This window comes from Neobacillus niacini (assembly GCF_019749295.1).
Lineage (GTDB): Bacteria > Bacillota > Bacilli > Bacillales > Cytobacillaceae > Neobacillus > Neobacillus niacini_D.
Genome location: NZ_JACWFG010000009.1, coordinates 19,673 through 38,994, shown reverse-complemented (window position 1 = coordinate 38,994; position 19,322 = coordinate 19,673). Strand labels below are relative to the sequence as shown.

The 19,322-nt window shown below is 36.9% G+C and carries 16 protein-coding genes; all 16 read right to left on the bottom strand.

Features of this window, described 5'->3' with window-relative positions; translation table 11 throughout:
* Positions 1-54: 54 nt before the first annotated feature.
* The 16 genes from H0184_RS13430 to H0184_RS13355 all read right to left on the bottom strand — a co-directional run bounded on the left by H0184_RS13430 (position 55) and on the right by H0184_RS13355 (position 19,296).
* Complete coding sequence (locus tag H0184_RS13430; RefSeq protein ID WP_221826046.1) at positions 55-1,533, bottom strand: glycoside hydrolase family 32 protein; 1,479 nt, start codon at positions 1,531-1,533, stop codon at positions 55-57.
* Positions 1,534-1,629: 96 nt separating this feature from the next.
* Positions 1,630-3,075, bottom strand: coding sequence for a PTS transporter subunit EIIC (locus H0184_RS13425; RefSeq protein WP_221826044.1), 1,446 nt, complete (start codon positions 3,073-3,075; stop codon positions 1,630-1,632).
* 1 nt (position 3,076) lies between these two features.
* A complete protein-coding gene (locus tag H0184_RS13420) occupies positions 3,077-4,762 on the bottom strand; it encodes a glycoside hydrolase family 13 protein (protein WP_221826042.1) in 1,686 nt (561 codons plus the stop codon).
* Between the two features lie 307 nt (positions 4,763-5,069).
* Positions 5,070-6,062, bottom strand: a complete 993-nt coding sequence (locus H0184_RS13415) for a LacI family DNA-binding transcriptional regulator (protein WP_221826041.1) — start codon at positions 6,060-6,062, stop codon at positions 5,070-5,072.
* Between the two features lie 281 nt (positions 6,063-6,343).
* Positions 6,344-7,288 carry an aldo/keto reductase family protein gene (locus tag H0184_RS13410; RefSeq protein WP_221826039.1) on the bottom strand — a complete coding sequence of 315 codons (945 nt, stop codon included), beginning with the start codon at positions 7,286-7,288 and terminating at the stop codon, positions 6,344-6,346.
* A 352-nt stretch (positions 7,289-7,640) separates the two neighbouring features.
* On the bottom strand, positions 7,641-8,747 hold the full coding sequence (locus tag H0184_RS13405) for a glycosyl hydrolase family 18 protein (RefSeq protein ID WP_221826037.1): 1,107 nt from the start codon (positions 8,745-8,747) through the stop codon (positions 7,641-7,643).
* 255 nt (positions 8,748-9,002) lie between these two features.
* The gene (locus H0184_RS13400) at positions 9,003-9,392 is read right to left on the bottom strand and encodes a DUF6933 domain-containing protein (protein WP_221826035.1); all 390 of its coding nucleotides are present in this window, start codon (positions 9,390-9,392) and stop codon (positions 9,003-9,005) included.
* A gap of 413 nt (positions 9,393-9,805) precedes the next feature.
* Positions 9,806-10,840 carry a M28 family metallopeptidase gene (locus H0184_RS13395; RefSeq protein WP_221826033.1) on the bottom strand — a complete coding sequence of 345 codons (1,035 nt, stop codon included), beginning with the start codon at positions 10,838-10,840 and terminating at the stop codon, positions 9,806-9,808.
* A 117-nt stretch (positions 10,841-10,957) separates the two neighbouring features.
* The gene (locus tag H0184_RS13390) at positions 10,958-11,818 is read right to left on the bottom strand and encodes an amidohydrolase family protein (protein WP_221826031.1); all 861 of its coding nucleotides are present in this window, start codon (positions 11,816-11,818) and stop codon (positions 10,958-10,960) included.
* Between the two features lie 533 nt (positions 11,819-12,351).
* On the bottom strand, positions 12,352-13,035 hold the full coding sequence (locus H0184_RS13385) for a hypothetical protein (RefSeq protein ID WP_221826029.1): 684 nt from the start codon (positions 13,033-13,035) through the stop codon (positions 12,352-12,354).
* 35 nt (positions 13,036-13,070) lie between these two features.
* Complete coding sequence (locus H0184_RS13380; protein WP_221826027.1) at positions 13,071-13,427, bottom strand: hypothetical protein; 357 nt, start codon at positions 13,425-13,427, stop codon at positions 13,071-13,073.
* A 598-nt stretch (positions 13,428-14,025) separates the two neighbouring features.
* The gene (locus H0184_RS13375; RefSeq protein ID WP_221826025.1) at positions 14,026-15,387 is read right to left on the bottom strand and encodes a dipeptidase; all 1,362 of its coding nucleotides are present in this window, start codon (positions 15,385-15,387) and stop codon (positions 14,026-14,028) included.
* A gap of 598 nt (positions 15,388-15,985) precedes the next feature.
* On the bottom strand, positions 15,986-16,333 hold the full coding sequence (locus H0184_RS13370) for a hydrolase (protein WP_221826023.1): 348 nt from the start codon (positions 16,331-16,333) through the stop codon (positions 15,986-15,988).
* 245 nt (positions 16,334-16,578) lie between these two features.
* A complete protein-coding gene (locus H0184_RS13365) occupies positions 16,579-17,760 on the bottom strand; it encodes a macrolide family glycosyltransferase (RefSeq protein WP_221826021.1) in 1,182 nt (393 codons plus the stop codon).
* Positions 17,757-18,197: a helix-turn-helix transcriptional regulator gene (locus H0184_RS13360; RefSeq protein WP_221826019.1), complete on the bottom strand. Its 441-nt coding sequence runs from the start codon at positions 18,195-18,197 to the stop codon at positions 17,757-17,759. Before H0184_RS13360 ends, H0184_RS13365 begins: the two co-directional genes overlap by 4 nt.
* Before the next feature lie 145 nt (positions 18,198-18,342).
* Positions 18,343-19,296, bottom strand: coding sequence for a tetratricopeptide repeat protein (locus tag H0184_RS13355; RefSeq protein WP_221826017.1), 954 nt, complete (start codon positions 19,294-19,296; stop codon positions 18,343-18,345).
* Between the last annotated feature and the right edge of the window lie 26 nt (positions 19,297-19,322).

The window sequence follows — 19,322 nt, the reverse complement described above, 5'->3', positions numbered from 1 at the left end:
GAATCGAAAAATGTTTTCTTATTATTTCACTCCTAGTTAATCTTGAATGGAATATCATTTTTCATCAATTACCCATTTCACCACCTTCACATTTGTTCGACCACCATGGGAAAAAAAGCGGATTCCTCTGCTTTCTTTGCTAGGAAAAATTCTCCCAGTGAAAACCTTCTCCCCATTATTTACAAAGATTTCGACTGAAGAGACGTCCACAAAGACTCGGATCGATATAGTTTTAGATTCGAAACTGCATTTTCTAATCGAACCAAACTCCTCAGCGAAGGACTGCCCGGAGTGTGTGCGGTCAAAACTAATTTTTTTCTCAAAAGAGTTATATTTAATTACTGTTTTTTCATTTGCTCCAACACGGAGCTCGATACCAAATTCCTTAGCTGTACTTGCAGAGAATTCTGCTAAAAGTTCGTAAATATCTCCCGCGATGCCTTTGAAACTTGTAGATTCATTATTCAATATTTTAGTAGCTTCTACCTTTTCACCACGAAGCAACTCAAGTTCAACTACTGGTTTTTGAATAACCTTCTCCTCATGAATAGATAACTCTCTTGGTAGGGTTAGACAATGGGCCCATCCTTCAGAATCAGTTGGATATTCAATTTCGGGTAATCCCATCCAGCCAACAAGGATTCGTCTTCCATCCGGTGATAGGGTTGTTTGAGGAGCGTAGAAATCAAATCCGGCATCCAGTTCTTGAAAATCACCATGTTCAAATGAACCTTTTTCTGTATCTAAAGGATTGCCAATAAAATATCCTGATTGATATATATTTTGATAAACATCACCTTTAGGCTGGAGTCCCTGGGGAGAAAATAAAAGGACTCCATGATTTTGTAATTCAAAGTAATCAGGACATTCCCACATAAAACCAAAATCTCTTTCCTTTGTTTTGACCTCACCGATCCACGTCCACTGTTTTAAATCACTTGATTGGTAAAGAAGTGCACAGCCCGTTGAATTTTGACGTTGTGCCCCAACAATCATATAAAACTTATTATCTGCCTTCCAAACCTTTGGATCTCTAAAATGCTCAGTGTATCCTTGTGGCTGACTTTTTATGATTGGTTCTGGTAATTTGACAATTTCCCCTTTGATATCCATGATTGCTAAGCATTGAGCAGCATGACGATTCCATTTATCATCCCGTTTATTTGCCGTATAGAATAAATATAGATTTTGATCATGAACAAACCCACTACCAGAATATATGCCGTGACTTTCATAACCATATTCGGGTTTTAGTGCAACCCCTTTATTTTCCCAGTTTACAAGATCAAAGGATTCTGTCTGGAACCAATGTTTCATCCCATGAACAGCTCCAAAAGGGAACCATTGATAAAACAAATAATAACGTCCGTTGTACCAGACAAAGCCATTAGGATCATTTAACAGTCCATATTGCGGTTGAATGTGATATTTTTGCCGCCATATACTGTCCGAAACTAATGCTTCAAGCTTCTTTTGTTCTTTTTGGGTCATACTGTCATACGTTCGATAGCGTTGTTTTAATGTCCATTCCATAGTGTACATTTCCTCCTAAACTAATTTTCACTAAAAAACGAGTTGCTATAGTGCAACTCGTAAAAAAACAACAAAAATCATCTTACTAGCCACCAATTAACTAGCTCTACTTTTACTGTGATCTTGGTCCATTTCCATCACTGCTTTTGGTACTGCAAATAGATAAGTAATTATTAAGGCAGCTGCAAAAGTTAATATGGATACGACAACATATACCGCAAGCTGGTTCCACTCATAAATGTACATTAAAGGAGAAAGGACAACGGCCAACCCATACGAATTAGCTTTAATATTTAAGATTGAAAGAATCGCACCCCCGACCGCCGAACAAGCAATCATTACATAAAGTGGTTTCATACTATACCTCATAACAACACCAAACAATGCTGGTTCACTAACACCAAGTAATTGGGTTAATGTTGCACTCATCCCTGTTACCTTGACGGTTTTCTTTTTTGCTTTTAAGGTAATCCCTAAACAAACGCCTGCATTGGCAAACCCATACATCGCACAAAGTGTAATCAGCGGATTAAACCCAGTATTGGAAAGTAACGTTGTCTCAATTGCAATAAACAAATGATGCATTCCTGTCATTACTGCTAAGGGATATAAGAAACCAATTAACAGACCCCCAATTCCAAGAGGAGCACTAATAAGTTTAGTAATAACCGTTACTAATCCTGATTCCACAAAATGCAATAAAGGACCGATGATGAGTAAACCAGTAATCATCATGGTTAATAAAACAAAGAAAGGAGTAAAAATTAAATCTAATGCATTCGGCATGATAGCCCGCAGCTTTTTCTCAAGTTTTGCCCCTAAAAACCCAACCACAAGTGCTGTCAATACTTTACCTTGATAACCCACAACCGGAATAAAACCAAAAGCCATTAGTGGTTCTACTCCACTATTAACATCTGCTACCGCATACGCATTTGGAAGGGCAGGAGAAACGAGCATTAACCCAAGGACAAAACCGATTACTGGCATACCACCAAAATTCCTAAATGCTGACCAGCAAATTAAAGCCGGTAAAAAGGCAAACGCAGTGTCTGTTAATACAGATGTAAGGGTCTTTAGATTTTCAGGAATATCATTAGGACTCATGTCCATTAGACCTAAGAAGGCGTCACTGAACAATACACCTTTTAAACCAAGAAATAAGCCTGTAGCTGCAATAATAGGAATAATAGGAATAAATATATCTGCTAAAGTCCGGACAGCCCTTCTTATTCCCTTTTCCTTTCTGCTAGATGAAGCTTCCTTATTGGGCTGCTCATCTATCGGATCAGGTTGTTTCCCTCTTAGCGCAGCATAGACTTTATTTACTGTTCCCGTACCCAAAATAATCTGGTATTGACCTGCATTATAAAAAACACCCTTGACTTCATCGATTCTCTCGATCGCTTCATCATCGATCATTTCACGATCTTTAACGGAAATGCGTAATCTTGTGGCACAATGAGTATACGATTCAATATTATTCATGCCGATAACGTTAACTATTTCTTTTCCTATACGTTCATATTTATTTTCACTCATGCTAGTTCGCTTCCTTTTTTAAGAGTACAAGTGCCTGATATGGCTTTAATGTATATTCTTGCTCCGTGATTGTTGGGCTCTCTTCTTTGTAGTTATTAAGAAGGATATCATATTCATAATTTCCCAATTCAACGTTCTCAGTTTCAGGTGAAAAGTTGAAGAAACAAACCACTTCTTCGGTATCCAATTTTCGTATATAGGCAATAATCGTTGGATGTTCTTCTAATATAGGTTTAATCTCTCCATAAATAAGAGATTCTTTTGATTGTCTCACTTGAATCATTTTTTTATAAAAATTAAGAATGGAATTTGGGTCTTGTTCTTGTTGTTCCACATTAATCGTTTTGTAATTTTCATTCATTCCCAACCATGGTTGGACTTTTGAAAATCCGCCATATTCCTTTGCACTCCAATGGAATGGTGTTCTAGAATTATCACGGCTTCGCAGGTTAATAAAGTGCAAGGCTTCTTCTGCACTAAAACCTTCGTCAATGGAACGATAGTACTGATCAATACTTGAAATATCGTCAAATTCCTCAATACTTTCCCGTTTAAAATTTGTCATACCAATTTCCTGACCTTGGTAGATAAAAGGTGTGCCTCTAAGGTTAAAATACATTGCAGCCAACATAGTCGCTGAATAGAAATTTCTATTCTCTTCTTCTTTTATAAACTTGCTTATGGATCGATTCTGATCATGATTCTCTAAAAAATTGGCTCCCCATCCCTCTTTTTGGATTTCATTTTGACTAGTAAAGATTAATTTTTTTAAATCTTGTACATTCCAGTCAATCCGCTTAAACCACTCACTGCCAGAAGCAACATCAAGGTCAGCGTATTTAAAGTCAAAAATCATGGAAAAATATCCATTGTCACCAATATAATCACCGTATTGTTCATAAGGAACACCTGGAGCTTCACCAATGGTTACACAATTATAATTAGAGAAGGTTTCTTTATTTAACTCATGTAAGAAAACTTCTATTCCGGGGCGATTCCGCGTTTTCTTTGTACATTTGCCTAGCCCGTCTACTCCATCAGCAGGGATGTTATCATAGCTTTGATCTTTTTTAATAAATGTAATAGCATCGACTCTAAATCCAGCAATACCTTTTTCCAGCCAGTAATTGACCATTTTATATAATTGTTCGCGTACTTGCTTGTTTTCCCAATTTAAGTCAGGTTGTTTCACATGGAAAGAATGAAAATAATACTCATCTGTCCCTTTCAAGGGCTCCCATACACTTCCACCAAAAACAGAACGCCAATTTGTTGGCGGCTGCCCATTCTTTCCTGGCTTCAAGACATAATAATCCCTATATTTACTGTTCTTTGGGTTCTCCAATAAGTCTTGGAACCATGGATGTTCATCGGACGTATGATTAATGACCAAGTCAAGAACAATCTTAATCCCTTTTTCTTTTGCCCTATCAATTAATTCTTCAAGATCTTTCATGTCTCCGAACTCAGGGTTTAATTGATAATAATCTGAAATATCATATCCGTTATCAGCCATCGGAGATTGATAAATTGGACATATCCATATCATCGTAATCCCAAGTGACTGGAGATAATCCAATTTTTGTGTGATTCCTTTTATATCCCCTACTCCGTCATTATTGGAGTCATAGAAACTCTTTGGATAAATTTGATAAATTACTTCTTTTTGCCACCATTTCTTCTCCATGTTGCCCTCTTTCTGTAGATGAGTTGTTCTACTATTTCATGTGGTATCGATTCCATATATTTTTAAAAAGTAAAACTCTATATTTATAGTTCACCAGTGATATACCCCTAAAATAAAAAGTGGTATCGGTTCCACTAGATCACAAAAGAATTTTAGGAACCGGTTCTATACCTATTATATTTACCCTTTTTCATCCTGTCAACGCTTTCTTATTCATTAATATCATACAACCTCTTCAACTATTGGCGCTTTTGGCATAAAAAAAGTGAAATCGATACCACATTTCACTTTTAATCAAAGACTACGCTTACGTCGATTGGCGGACAATCAAATCAATCGGAAGCTCATATGTTTTTATCTGGGTTTTTGGGTTTTCTAACAACTCTATCATGACTTTAACTGACTTTTCCCCCATCTGATCCATAGGTTGACAGATCGTGGTCAATTTCGGATCCAAGATTTCTGCAATTGGCTGGTCGTCAAAACCAACAACGGCAAGATCTTGAGGGATGGATAGGCTATGCTCCTTCGCTTCGATGATGATTCCGGCAGCTACCTCATCACTTCCTGTAAATATGGCCGTGGGACGGTCATCCATCTCAAGAATTTGCTTCAAGATTATTTTTCCATCTTCAATCGTATGTTGGTCCACAAAAATCCATCTTGGATTAATCTTTATATTTGCTTCCTGCATTGCTTTTTGGAAACCAAGATTGCGGTCTCTCCCTCTCCCATGTGCATCGAATAATCCACCCGTACAATAGGCAATCTTTTTATGTCCCTTTTCAACCAGGTGTTTTATTCCTAAATAAGCCCCTTTTGTTTGGTCCAAGCGGATCATCGGGGCCACTTCCTGATTGACATAATCATTACACAGCAGTATGGTACCATACTTAGTATATGGTTCTATAATTTCCCAATCATTTACAATTGAAGTCATGATGATTCCATCTACCTGCTTGTTTTTTAACAGGTTTAAAAAGGCCAGTTCCTTTTCTTTGTCCTCATTACTTTGGGCTATTAATACCTGATATCCCTTTTGGTAGGCTGCATTTTCGATAGAATTCACGAGATAGGAAAAGAAGGGATTCACGATTCTTGGAACAATGACCCCTATGGTTGTAGTTAGCTGGCCTCTTAGTCTCCTTGCGGTAGGGTTCGGTGTATAGCCTAGCTCTTCCATTGCCTTTAAGACCAATTCCCTCTTCTCCTCAGAGACATATGGATGTTTATTTATAACCCTAGACACGGTCGTTTTCGATTGTCCCGATAACTTTGCAACATCTGAAATTGTAGCCATTTGCTAATTAAACCACCTTATCAATTACATTGTTTATTTCTTAAAATAAGTTTACTTGAGCAAAGCCCCTAATGCAATCGATTCCATATATATTGATTTTCGTCTTTTAAGTAACTACATCAAATTTAACTTGAATTTTCCACCAAATTTCTCCATATAAAAACACACCCCGAAAGCTAGATTTCACTCTAACTTTCGGGGTGCACCACATTTGGAAGGTACCTGGCACTTTTATCGGCAAAAAAGAGGGATGCCATCACCCCTCCTTTTCCTAAGTGTTTCTATGCCAAAATCCCCTCAATTTTTTCAATAACCTCACTCGTGAGTTCAATTTCAACGGCTTTAATATTTTCTTCTACTTGGCTTGGTCTGCTTGCACCAATTAATGCGCTTGCAACATTTGGCTGACGTAAAATCCACGCTAACGCCAGGCTAGGTAGAGTGATTTCTAATTCCTTGGCGATCTTCTCTAACTGTTCCACCTTCGTAAAGGTAGTCTCATTCAACATCCCCTTCATGAAGTTATTGATTTCGTCATTTGAGGCACGGCTATCCTCTGGAATGGTATTTCCTTTATATTTGCCTGTTAGAATCCCCTGTGCTAGAGGAGAAAAGACCACCTGTCCGATCCCATGCTTGGAACTCACCGGAATAACTTCCTTTTCTATATAGCGATTTAACATGTTATATACAGGCTGGTTCACGACAATTCGATCTAAAAGGAACTTATCAGCTACACGGACTGCCTCTTCAATCTGAGCAGCACTCCATTCACTTACACCCGCATAAAGAATCTTCCCTTGACGAATTAAATCATCAATGGCTCTCAACGTTTCTTCCACTGGCGTTTCTTGGTCATAGCGGTGACAGTAAAAAATATCAACATAATCTAAGTTCATTCGCTTCAAGCTCGCATTAACTTGTTCCATCACATGCTTCCTCGATAATCCGCGATCATTCGGACCTTCCCCCATTGGCCAGAACGCTTTTGTCGTAATGACATAGGATTCACGTGGATATTCTTTTAAAGCCCCAGCCATAACTCGTTCACCTTCACCACGCTCGTAAACATTGGCAGAATCAAAGAAGTTAATCCCTAGTTCATATGCTTTATGTATGGTTTTCTCAGCTGTGTTATCTTCAACCGTTTTCCCGTAGGTTAACCAGCTTCCTAAACTTATTTCACTTACCTTTAACCCACTATTCCCTAAACGTCTGTATTTCATCGACATCAAACCCTCCCTGAAAAATTAGAAAACGACCTTCATAAACACTATATAAAATTCGGACTATTTTTACAATTATGAAATACTACAGGATTTGATTTGACGTTGTCCCTTATAAATCAAGAAAATAGATCTGGTTTTTCTTTTAGTAAATGATATAGCAAGTCTGTCATTTTTACTGTGTCACATACTCTTCTTTAGGTTTCTATAAATTCGTTTAGAAATCGGTACTCCTGCATTTCTATCTTGTTCTCCAGTGATTAGGAATGGCTTTGGGGAATATTCTTAAGACGTTCATTTAAGAAAGAGGGATCGTCGCAGCAATCCCAATAGGATTTAGAAGACCATTCCTTCACTTTTTTACTTTTATTTTCTCGGGTATAATCTTCCAGTACTTTGAGTCTTCCAAACCGAGTCGCCAAATACCGATTCCCCGTAAGTTATATTTTTCTACAAGGTTTAGCTTAAACCCCAGACTATGGCTATTCTCAAACCATACTTGGTGGCTATGTTGATTTTTATCTACGTAGCTGAAATGAGGTGTTTGCGAACGGGAGTCCCATACAACTTTAGCTTTATATTTATTTTTTTGATCCATTACCTGTGCATAGGAGCTATATACGGCTTTGTTTGCTGTGCTATCCCAGTCCCATCCATAACCTGCGATACCCAGTAAAATTTTTGAAGGTGGTACTTCCTGTTTCAAAGAATACTGAATCGTTGCTTCTGTCCAATCGACTGATGCTGTTGACCCGGGTTTTGTTCTGGGATTGTGTTCATCGTATGTCATAATCATTAACCCATCTGAATATTGACCTAGCTTTTTGTAATCAAACCACGGTGACCAGGGATTAGCACGGGAATCACCTGTGTTTGCCGGGACTGAAACCGTAACGACTTTTCCATCCTGGTGCAAAGCATCAGATAATTCTTTTATCATCAGACTAAAGGAATCCCGGTCAGTCAATTTCAAATTTTCCAAGTCAATATTAATACCATCATAGTTAAACTGATTTATTTCATTGCGTAAGTTCTGAATGAAAACATTGCGGTTACTATCGTTAATGAGTACGTTACTCGCTACCTGCTTGCCCTTCTCCACGGTTTCATAAAAGAGATTATGTACAACCATATATACCTTCAGCTGTTTTTCATGTGCACTCTTAATAACCTTTCTTTTATGATCTGGTGAGACGGATTCTATAAGACTCCCTGGATTCTTATCATCAAGCTTATACCAAAAAGGTGCAATGATGGTTAAACTGTTGTACTGCGAGTCAACTGTAGGTTGAGACCCTGGATACGTTCCTTCCTTTTCTGTGTAAAAACCTAAAACTTCTCGAGGAGTTTTATTCTTATTGTATTCCTCTTTTTTTTGTAACTTACTACAGGATGACATTAGTAATATTGCCATGCTTAAAGCAATGATGGTGAATGACCGATAACCATTTTTCGCCATATTACACCTTCTTCTAAATTGTATATTTATTAAGTTGATAAGAAATGTTGTAACTTATTCACGAATTGACTTTCCAACACAAAAGGCTCAAAAAAAAAAGATCTACACAAGTTGGTTTAGCCGTTCGGTTTTAAAAACAAAAACTCAATTACATAGAAGCTTATGACCTTTCTTATGATGATCTAAAAATCCAAAAAGGTGATATTGCTACAATACTTATATATCATTGAATTCTTGTCTTTTCATCTAAATATTCTAGCATGAACTCAATTTCACGGACCGCATTATTCTTCTTTGTACCAAGCTTCTACTTGCGGTTTTCGAAAATGTAATTTCACCCGCTATTTCCATATATGATTCAATGACTTCTTTACGGACACCTTCCATTCGTAAAGTCGTAATAATTGCCTCACGAATTAATTCATTTATCTTGGAAAAAACTTTTTTACTCGGTATGTAGATAACGATCGAATGCCTTGTTTTTTTATTCATCAAAACAATCGCTTTTTTTCTATCAATTGTGGCAAAATTTGGATGCCATGCCATGGAGCTATTAGGGAACTGTTCATGACCTTCTGTAGAAAGCAGTTCACTATTCTTAATTCCAAGCTGATCAAGCAAGGATTTCGTACATTGGATTAACATTCGTCTCACCATCTCTGTGTTTTGATTTTTTCCTTTCCATTACTTTTAATAATAATACAACAAAAATTGAGTGTTAAAATAAATGTGCTAGGCAACCGGGATAATTGGATATATTCTTATTAAGGATTTTGATATTTTTATAGGGCGACACTATGAAAACGCATTAGTTATTACATAGAAAAAGTGCCTGTCACTAGTCGAAAATTACAACATTCGACAAGTGACAGGCACTTTGTTGTTCTTGTGGAAATCCTCGGCTACTTCAGAACAAGAAAAAGCCCCGTTCCTGCTGAAGAAACGTTGGAAATCATCTCGTTATGTAGTCCAATAAACAAAATTTGGCAGGATTACTTTAAAAAGGTAGTCTAAAATGTAATATTTAGAAAAGGCGAAAAAGAACGAACCGAGCTGGATTAAAGTATCCCCAAGTCTTTCAAAGTTGATTTGATTTTTTCTAAATCATTATTTGGAGTTTTTGATAATTCTCTTATCAAGAAATCGCATATGCGGTCAAGATTATGATGAGGTCCTATTTCAGCATTAAAAAAACGGCTTAGCTCAGCTGTTTCAGATTCATGATTGAATAGAGGATTTTCAGCAGAGGTAAGTAATAATTCAGCAGTATTATCACCAAATTTCCTGTTTATTGTTAGAATGCAGTGTGTGATATAGGTAGAGATATTTGATATCTTCTCTAGATTTAATTTTTCAAATGTATCTTTCGGAGTATGATAGTTGGGGTCATGACCACATGTGAAAAATAGGTTGGGCTTCCTTTTACGATCAAAGATATAATTATCGGATAAATGAAATAATCTTCTGCTTCTTAACCGGTATACTTGAAGATTTTTTACATGATTTTGTGTGAATTTAATAGATTGCGATAGAGATGGGGATGTATTTGCTCCAATCACGAACAAAGAGTTTTCACGGTCTTTTACACCGACAGAATGACCACACAAATCTAAAATAAATGCCCCAAGAAAATGATTGTAATTTAATCGTTTTTGACTATCACGATAAAAATGGATACTACCCATACTTTTGGTTAAAAAGTATCTGTGCTCCTCCATATCAAAGATTCCTAGAACAATATTTATATTTAAGTTTGATGACTTTAATGAATCAAGCACAGACAGTAGTATTCCGATGGAAGCAGCATTATCATTTGCCCCTGGACAGCCTTTTACATGATCATAGTGAGCTCCTAAAAGCAGCCATTTATCACCGTTCCCCTTTCTTCTGGCAAGGAGATTTCGTCCAATCTTACCATCAAAAGCGGTATAGGTTTGTTCCCATTCTTTCTCTACTAATGGAGTTAACGACAACTTCTCAAACTGTTCCAAGATAAGTTTTCTTGCAACGTCATGCCCTTTTGTTCCTGGTACTCGTCCATTTAGGTTCGGATTGGATAGATTTTGTATGAGCTTAATATATTCTCTTTTCAACAAGTATCCCTCCTTTGGCGTTCTCTATGTAAGGAGCAATCACATTTGCTAGAAAAAATGACTAGTAGCCTTGAACCTTTACCTTGGTTACACTTAGTGGATCCTTTTTGAGAATTTTCAATTAATCAATCCTAAAAAATTTTTCCCAAGAATATATTCCTTTTGGTTATCAGGAATTTGAAGTGACTCAATCCAACTTTTCTTAGCTGAATAGTCGTATTCATTAAATTTTTTCATTCCATAAGGTCCGTCGCAACCATAAAGCACTTTACGATACCCTAGAGATTCCACTACTTTCTTTACAATAGAGGGATTAAGGTAATCACTTGATGTATCAACAAATACATTTGGTTGATCCTTAACATATTTCCATAGTTTTTTCCAAAAAGGAAGACCGGCGTGAGCATAAATCACTTTAAGTTTCGGGAAATTTTCAGGCAAATATTTAAACGAGTCAGGTTCTGAAGAGAGATGTATAATCATAGGTATTCCTTTTGATTCACACATAAATGCAACTGAATCAAGTGCCTTAATACTATATTCATGCATGAACGGATGAGCTTTTACTCCGATAAAACCGGGTTTATTAAGATAAATCTCTACATCTTCCACTGATTCAGGAATCAATGGGTTCACTGCTATCCAGCCTAGAAATCGGTCTGGAAACCGATCCAAGGCAGTAGCAACAATGTCATTGTTCGGCTTGGTAAAAATTTTGTATGAATTCCCATAAAGTTTGAAATAACCATCTTTGACTAGCCCATCATAAATTTTGAGTCCAATTTGTGGTGCATTTAGTATTAGAAAACGAAAAAAGTTTTGTAAATTATGTTGAAAAGTACTATCTACTTCAAACATGGTTTCATTCATGGGGGCAATCAAGGCTGTTTTAGTTACATCATGTTTATCCATACCCTCTATCATTTTTTCGAGGGTCAACATTGTTTCATCTACATGAAAATGGCAATCAATGTTCATTAAGTCCCTCCCCATTTATTAGTCCTTAAAATTTCTAAAGGAAGTTCGGTTCTTTCTTCCACCATAAAAATTCTATAATTAGAATAAAATCAGTCTTTAAGATTCGCAAAAGGTCTCTTTATATATATATTCTTGAAATCATAAATTAGATATTTTTCTACATTTCTTGGTTCTTCATCTATTAATACTTTCCAACAGATTATAAGATTTTTGCTATCTCTTCGGCTCATATGGAAGTCTTTGTGAGCTATAGTCTTCCATGCTAGTATCGTTTGGCGTGTTAATAAAATAATGTGGTTGATTATCTTTTACTCCGAACAATATCTATATTTCTCCAAGTATCGTTCCGGTGACTGTTTAATTCCGCCTTTTAGGGGAATGATACCCCAGGTATTGTTCCCTTGACTCCTCAGTTTTGTCTTTTGAGGGAACGATTCTCCAAGTATTGTCCCTTGTCTCATCGATTTCGCCTTTTAAGGGAACGATTCTCCAGGTATAAAGTTCGTTACCAGTATCCAAAAAGGTTTCCAAATTTATAGGAAAGAATCTGGTTCAATTTTAAGCGCAAAAACCAACATACTTAAATTTAACTTGAACGAGCTATACTCGATTTCCTGGCCTTCCTTTAACTCTCGAACTTGCTGCTGAATTTTCACCCAATCGTTTTCCAGCCCCCGCGGGATAGATTCTTCTTTTTCTCTCACCTTTTTTAAGGTAACTAAATGTCGTCTTATTAGCTCATCATAGGTAATCTTAATCGATTTCCCCATTTCTTTTTGCCGGCTAAGAAGTATTTGCTCCTGATTCCTCCTGGCATTTAGATACTCGTTTAATTTGAACAAATGCTGTTCCAGAAGCGGAAAGTCTATTTCTTTAAAGGTTTGTATTTCCTCATGTTGAAAGTCATCTGGGATTTCCACATTAAACCCATCTCGATCAATAAACCTTTGGACTACTTCTTCTTTCTTCCACCGGGGTAACACGTCATAGACAGTTTTTTGCGCGTCACTAAACTCTGCTAGTACCTTTTTTGTTTGTACCTTTTTGTCGTATTCTTTTTTAATAGTGTAGACTGTAGCTATTTGCCTGTCTGTTAACGGTATACCAATCTTGGCTTGGTGGACAATCTCCTCTGGTAAATCTTCTATGTAAATAAATTTTTCAATCGGAAAGAATTGTTTCCTTTGGTATTTTGTTAAGATTTCATCCCGTTCCAAATCAATGGTATGAAATCCTTTCTTAATATCACTGATCAGTTCAGGAGATAAATTCGTATAGTTTTCCAGAAAGTGACTCCTAATTTATAGGTTTTCTTCTCCTTTGAATGGTAGACAATGTATTGATAGCGGAGCGGAGTCCCGCACTCACAGCGAAACGGCTTGTTGCCAAACCCTCCATCTAGCACTTCTTTCAATACCCACGACTCCATTTGCTCCTCAATCTCTTCCTCCGACATCCCTTCGCCTAAAGGAATCCCTTTTTTCTGAGACAGTACCTCCAGCCATTTACTTTTCTTGCCCTGTTTTAGATGGGCACTTAAAAACTCCTGCTGCTCTGGAGATAACGTATTCAGAGTATCATTCACTTCGCGTTCCGTTAATGGCTCCATCGCTCTACCCTCCTGTATACTAGTATTCTGATTTTTTTTACTGATAAATCTTTTTAAAATTTAAATAATGCTCAATCGTCTTCTCATATGTTTTCCAGTCCTTATACCTTCCTTGGATTTTCCCAATCAAAGTAGAATCAATCTGGTTTTCTTCTTTATATAATCCATTGCGACGCATGCTCTGTAATGAACTCTTGCCAGATACCTGTTTTTACTATATTAATTTTACTCCATTATCAGGTTGCTTTTTCATAGTATCCAATTCCTTCTTTTTAACTATTAAATAACTTCTTCAATCAGGCAAATTCTCCTGCTTAATATAAAAGAAGAGGATTTCTGATAAGAAATTCTTTATCTTGATTTGTCAAAAATAGATAAAAGCACCATCACTATTTTGATGGTGCTTTCATCTACCTATCTGCCTTAGGGACAGTCCTCACGATTCTTTTCACCTAAATCGTTTTCAAATCCTTGTTCAGGACTACTCCTATAACTGATAGCTTACCTACCATATCATCCGGAGAGACAAAAGCCATCGGAAGTGTCCCCACGGTTCACAGCAAAAAAGAGGGATGCTATCCCTCCTTTGCTACTTTTATCAGATCAATTCTAAAAAGGCACAGATGGTTAAAATCCCTTTATCAAAGTTTTCTAAGTTAAAATGTTCATTCGGAGCATGGAGATTTTCATCCGGCAACCCGAATCCCATTAAGACAACAGGGGTATTTAGTGTATGGTTGAAATCCGATACAATCGGAATCGAACCTCCTTCTCTTTTATAAACAGGTGCCTTTCCATAAACCTGCTCATAGGCTTCAGCCGCTTTTTGAATCATTGGATCATCGATTGGTGTTAAGAATGGATTACCTGTATCTTGAAGTGTCACTTTTACTGAGCATCCTTTTGGTGCTTTTTCTTCTAAATGTTTTTTGATTAAGAGCTGGATTTTTTCTGGATTTTGATTATTGACTAGACGGCAGGTGATTTTGGCATGTGCCTCGTTCGGAATGACCGTTTTAGTACCTTCCCCCTGAAATCCGCCCCATATGCCGTTTAATTCTAGTGTTGGCCGCGAGTTGATTTTCTCAGGATATGGGTAATTATTTTCCCCACCCGTTAATTCTGTTAAGCCTAATTGTTTCTTTAGCTTTTCTTCATCAAAACCTAGTGCTTTAATCTGTCCCTTCTCAAATTCTGTTAATTCTAAAACATCATCGTAGAATCCTTCAACGTTTACCTTACCATTTTCATCATGAAGAGTAGATAGCAGCTTCACTAATAAATGGTTAGCGTTCTGAACTCCACCGCCGAACATGCCGGAATGCAAATCGGTATTCGCGGTTTTAAGTGAAACCTCGAGAGCCGCAAGACCTCTTAATGAATATGTAATCGCAGGAATTCCTCGATCCCACATATCAGAATCGGATATGATCACCACATCACAGGCTAGTTTTTCTTTATTTTCTGATAAAAACTGTGGAAGATTGGGACTTCCGATTTCTTCTTCCCCTTCGATACAAAATTTAAGGTTTACCGGTAATTTATTTTCTAGTTTCAGTAGTGATTCGACAGCTTTTATATGTAGGAATGTCTGTCCTTTGTCGTCTGTGGCACCTCTGGCATAGATTTTTTCATCACGGATGTCTGGTTCAAACGGCGGTGTTTCCCATAAGTGAATCGGGTCAACAGGCTGTACGTCATAATGACCGTATACTAATACCGTCGGGGCATTTTCCTGATGAAGCCAGTCTGCATAAATAATCGGATGACCTTTTGTTTGTACGATTTCTACGTGCTCCATTCCAATGCTTTCTAACTTATTGGCGATCCAGGAAGCTGCTTTTTGGATGTCCTCTTTATGTTCCGATAAGGAACTAATGCTTGGAATACGAAGTAATTCTTTTAACTCTTCAACATTTTGCTGATGCTGCTTGGATACAAATTCGGATAATTGACTCATGTTCTCACCTATTCTTTATTAGTTTCCATTCTATTTTACACAAAAGTTAGGAAAAAAATAGAAAACTAGCTCAAAAAAGGGAGAGAGTTTATTTGAACGTATTTAATAGTGCCTGGCACTACAGGTTAGTATCAAGGGAATGAAGACTGTTTGCTGGACCAACCCTTTTTCACAGAAGAGTTAAGTCTTCAACCAAAGCTTTTTATTCAAAGGCTCTGTTATTATTCATTTTAGATTTTCTTGTAGGGTTGAGAATTTATAGGCGGAGAATTTCCGGCTATTGTTTATAGAGCAACCTTAAGAGCAGATATAAACGGAGATATTCCGCTTAGCTGCCTTAAATAAGACAAATTACAAGGATTTACAAACAATAAGCGGAAAAACTCCGACTATTTTTAAGGAAATATGGGTATTTCCCAATTTAAACGGAAATTCTCCGCTTATTTTCCAAACACAGTGAATCAACATTCAGTTTAAACAGAGCCTGTTCAAAAAAATGCAGCCTGTTTACCAAGGAATGGGACTGACCGCATTTACCCCTTTTGTAAATAATTCACCATTTAGCGGTTTAATATTGTACCGCCAGATGTCATTAAGATTAAAAGCTTTTATGCTGAATAGTTGCACGATCCTCGTTTAGAATTCCCATTTCTCTAATATGTGCACGGGTTTTATCATCACCTAAGTAAAAGAGCATCGTATAAATCAAAATTATTCGCTGATCATATTCCCTATTTTGAGGCTGATGATGATACTCAAGATATGGAATGTGTGATCGAAAATAACTTTCCCAATCTGTTTCATCATTTTTATCAAAAAGTCGTTCCAGGACATATACTTGCGATTCTGTCGCTTCAATTTTAAAATTCCACTCTCCCTCATGAGGTCTTCTGAAAATTTCATTCGATTGAATATTGATATAATAACTTTGTTTTTGTCCATCCATTCGATCATCTCCTATCTCATTGGATGTTTACCACAACTTTCAATGTTTTAAACATTTTCATACTGTAAAGTTTTATCTCACTGGTTATCACCCATCTTTACCTATTTTGCTTTCTAGTCTATTACTTAACTTTTATGTAAGAATTCTAGTAGAAGAAAAATCATGTTCAAATTGTAAATAACCCGAAAAACAACCTATTTAATGAGGTTTTTCGGGTTATTTCAATTTTCAGTAATTCCAAGCAGTCAGTGTTTCTCTTCAATTTTCGCCACTATAACCTTTGCTGCTTCTTCAGCTCCACCTGCATTCCTAAAGGCTTCAGATAGTTTCTTTGTATTTTCCAGAAATGTTTGATGCTCTATTAAATCAGCTACTGCTTTTGCCAAAAATTTCGGTTTGTTTGCTTTTAATTTTATTCCTGCACCAAGTTCAGCAACTCGGTCAGCCACTATCCTTTGTTCGCTATGTAACGGGAATAATACCATCGGAACTCCAAAATACAGGCTTTCATTGACACTATTCATACCGCAATGGGTAATAAATACATCTACCTTCTGTAATACGGCAATCTGTTCAACATGGTTTTTAACTATAAAATTGTTCGGTATGGTGCCAAGCGAGGCAATGTCTGTCTTTTCCCCAACTGACATCACAATATCATAGGGACTGTCAGCAAATGCTTGGATGCAATTTTGGTAAAAATTCTTATTTTGATTAAGTACCGTTCCCAATGAAATATAAATCAACTTTCTGCTCTTTTTTTCAACATGTACCTCATGAGACTTCCCGATGCTAGGACCTATAAAGGCAAATTTATCGGAAAACGTTTCTGCCATAGGCTGGAATTCTTTCGATGTATACACAATGGTATCCGTTTCATTATCATTTTGAATAATCGATAGAAAACTATCCACTTCATACCCATAAGATTGCAGCAGCTCTATTTTCTTGTTAATTCGCGGCATTCCAACTATTAATCTCAGTATTTCTTTTACACTGCGTTTCATCAGTTTTGCTGTATATTGATTGAATGCGAAGGTTGTTGTAGAACAGATATACGGGATTCCTAATTTCTTGGCAAATAATTTTCCCCAAAAGCATAAGGAATCAGATACAATGCAATCCGGCTGAATTTCTCTTAATTCTGAACATACCTTTTCATCTAACGCTATGGTCGTATCACCAATCATTTCAATTAATGCAGCAAAATCTTTTCCTGCTTTTCGATTCAATTCCTGTTGTGATATCGGAGGTAAGAAGTCATCACAAGGAATAAATTTGGCACCGGCACCTTCTATTTTTTTTTGAAATTCCTTAAAGGAGTAGTACCAAACTTCATGGCCATTCCTTATTAACTGTGATACCACTGGAATTGTCGGATTCGTATGACCGTGAGCGGGGATCGAAAAAAATACAATTTTACTCATTCTGTTTCCTCCCTAGTCGGTTCGGCCCTGCGGATCATATCTGCAAACTCTAGAAAACTATCAGTTTTTAAGATTGCAATCCCTTTTGTCACATCTTCACCTAAAACTACGAGCTTATCACCAGGCTGAATTTGATACATGTCCCTCGCCTGTTTCGGGATGACAATCTGCCCCCGCTCGCCTACCTTCACAACACCAAAGAACTGTTTCCCTTGAGGGCCCAGGTGCTCTACCTCTTCTTCACTCATATTACTGGATAATTGTTCTAATGTGACTTGAAATATCCCAGCTAACAATTTACATTTATGTATATCAGGCAGGGCCTCCTCGTTTTCCCACTTTGCTACGGTTTGTCGTGATACGCTTACCCTCTCCGCTAAATGTTCCTGACTCATTTTATTCTTTTTACGCAAAACACGAATATTCATACCAATCATATCCTCAGCTCCTATATGATTAAATATAAATAAGACATTACCTAAAGTCTATCAACAGTCCGCAACATTTTATGTTAAAAATTGTGGCATCGTATCATACTATAAACCTCTTTTAAGTTTCTTCGTAATAACCTAACTCTCCAAATCATTCAGGTAAGAAATCCTCCACCCGACAAACAATACAAGCCGAAAACTCTTCTGCCAGCTTAATAGCTGCTATAGGTCTCCTTGTTTCTGGATGCAAGATGGATGTCGTTTCAATAATTTGTCCCCAATAAGGAATGTTTCTTGAAAGCCGACGGATAATTTGACGAATATAATCATCACTAACCTCTTGGCCACAGCCATTCGAAGCTATTTCTTGTAACTCATTATAAGTCCTAAAACTTTTTGCCATAACTATTCCATATAAGGTATAAAAAGCCTTAAGATTTAACGAGATGGGTTCGTAATCTTGAAAATGAATTTCCATTCCCTGATCGGATCTTTTTAGTAGTACTTGGTTTAAGTCAGGTTTAAAGTTGAGAAATTCATATTCTCCGATCTTTTCTTCTATTCCATTTTCAATTTTCCGGTAAAACATTTTATTAAAGATTTCTTCATCAAGAACGAGAATTTCATATTTATACCGCTCGATTCTTTCAATTTCCAGTTCAGTGTAGACATTGTCCTCAATAAAGTTAATCTCATGAATGGCTTCTTTTGCTATCTTGATGCCGCAATTGACGAGAAACATGTTTGCAAGCATCCTTTGGGTATCATTTAATTCCTCTTCCATTGAACCGTCCAATGCTTTCTCAAAAAAGGAAACGGCTTTCGTATATTCCCTGTTTTGATAATAAAGATAGCCCAGGCGATAATTTGCAACAGGATGGTCTTCCTGCATATGCAGTGCTTTTTCTAAATATCTTTTTGCTATTTTCGGGTCAGGCTTATCCGCCATTTTAAAATACTCCCCCTGGGAAACAAATAAATTCACCAGTTTCTTGGTTATTTCCTTTTCAAGGGTTTTATCTCTTTGTTTTCTAGCCACACCCAGTACTTCTTTTAATCTTTTTTCTTCCATAAATGGATGGATATCATCATCAAGGTCCCTCATTTTCCATTCACCTCTATATGAAAAAT